This is a genomic window from Nocardiopsis alkaliphila YIM 80379 (assembly GCF_000341005.1).
GTDB classification, from domain to species: domain Bacteria; phylum Actinomycetota; class Actinomycetes; order Streptosporangiales; family Streptosporangiaceae; genus Nocardiopsis; species Nocardiopsis alkaliphila.
This window is the reverse complement of the sequence record NZ_ANBD01000060.1, coordinates 1-925: the sequence shown is the minus strand read 5'-3', so window position 1 is coordinate 925 and position 925 is coordinate 1. Positions and strand designations below refer to the sequence as shown.

At 71.5% G+C, this 925-nt stretch carries 1 protein-coding gene; it reads left to right on the top strand.

The genetic code is table 11. The features are described 5' to 3' along the window. The coding region (locus D472_RS0109845; protein ID WP_017604315.1) for a TAXI family TRAP transporter solute-binding subunit at window positions 1-551 on the top strand (551 nt) is incomplete at its 5' end. Window positions 552-925 lie beyond the last annotated feature (374 nt).

Below are 925 nucleotides of genomic sequence, written 5' to 3'. Positions count from 1 at the left end.
GGCGGCTCGCCGACGTCGAGGGGCTACCGGTGTCCCTGGGCGAGGTCAACTCCGGTACCGAGTTCACCGCCGAGCAGATCATCGACGTCACCGCTGTGCGCCCCCAGGAGGTCCGACTCGACCAGGCCGACTCCGCGGCGGCTCTGGCGTCGGGGGACATCGACGCGATGTTCTCACTGACCGGGATCCCCACCCCCGCCATCGCCGACCTGGCGGAGGAACGTCCGTTGAGGTTGGTCGACCTGTCCGACACCGCCGATGCGATGGTCAGCGCGTATCCGGAGGCCTATTTCCCGGCGACCATCCCGGCCACCACCTACGCCGGGGTCCCCGCCTGCCCCACCATGTCCGTCCCCAACCTCCTGCTGTGCCGCAAGGATCTGCCCGAGGAATTCGTTCGGCAGGTCACCGAGACGGTGTACACGGGCGCCGCCCGACTCGCCGAACAACGCCCCGAGGCGGCCCAGATCAACGTGCGCACCGGTATCTCCACCGGTGTCGTGCCCCTGCACCCCGGAGCCCAAGAGTGGTACCGGGAGAACAAGCCCTGACCCCATCTCCACCTGCGTTGACCTTGCTCGCGACGCCTTTTCGACGCCCTCGACTTTCGCGGTTTTCGGGGAGGTGTCCGCTTGTGGGTGCTCTGGTGGTGGGGGCGGGGGGCCTGAGGCCTCGGGCCCGGGGCTTGGCCCGGTCCCTTCGGGCCCGTCCGGCCGCTGGGCGGCCGGATACCTACCCACCGGCCTGGCGGGAATCGGTGGGCGCGTCCCCGTGGGCGTCGGCAGAGCAACGACAGGCCCGGACCCGGTGAGGATGGTGGCCGGGCGCGTCCCCGCCGTGGCCGGCCCCGGCCCAACAGGGCAGGTCAGATCAGGGCGCCCGGTCCGGCGCGGGAGCAGGCCCACCCCACCCCCGCCCTCCCTTA